The sequence below is a fragment of the Parafrankia sp. Ea1.12 genome (genome assembly GCF_900465275.1).
GTDB classification, from domain to species: Bacteria; Actinomycetota; Actinomycetes; order Frankiales; family Frankiaceae; genus Parafrankia; species Parafrankia soli.
Window position 1 is genome coordinate 1 of sequence record NZ_UBIZ01000464.1, and the last position, 714, is coordinate 714.

Here is a 714-nt window from a genome sequence, read left to right on the forward strand (position 1 = left end):
GAGGATCGGGCGGTGTTCACCGCGGTGGTCTACGTGCTGACCTCGGGGTGTGCCTGGCGGCATCTGCCGGCCGAGTTCGGGGTGTCGGTGCCCACGGCGCACCGTCGGTTCCAGGCCTGGACCCGGGCGGGTGTCTGGCCCCGGCTGCATCGGAAGATCCTTGATCTGCACGGTGCGGCCGGGCAGGTCGACTGGTCGTCGGTGATCGTGGACGCGGCCAGTCTCCGCGCGAAAAAGGGGGAAGCCTGACCGGTCCGAACCCGGTCGATCGCGGCAAACCGGGCTCGAAAATCCATGTCCTGACCGACGCGGACGGGCTGCCGCTGGTCGTGGCGGTCTCGACGGCGAACCTGCATGACAGCCAGGTCCTCATCCCGCTGGTCGCGAGTATCCCGGCGATCCGTTCCCGGCATGGGCCACGGCGGCGCCGGCCGGACAAGCTGCGGGCAGACAAGGCCTACGACCAGCCGGAGCTGCGTCGTTTCCTGCGCAGGCGTCGTATCGCGGTACGTATCGCCCGGTGCGGGGTGGAGAGCACCGAACGTCTCGGCCGGCACAGGTGGAAGATCGAACGAACGATCGCGTGGCTTGACGGCTACCGCCGGCTGACCGTCCGCTACGAACGCAACGGCCGTAACTTCCTCGGATTCCTCTGCCTGGCCGCCGCGATCACCTGCTGGAAGAAACTCCCACACCCCACCTGAGACACGCTCT

The 714-nt window shown here is 68.2% G+C and carries 1 pseudogene; it reads left to right on the plus strand.

Annotation, left to right across the window (positions count from 1 at the left end):
- Positions 1-704 (plus strand): annotated as a pseudogene (locus FMEAI12_RS27790) (IS5 family transposase); the annotation flags it as partial.
- Positions 705-714 lie beyond the last annotated feature (10 nt).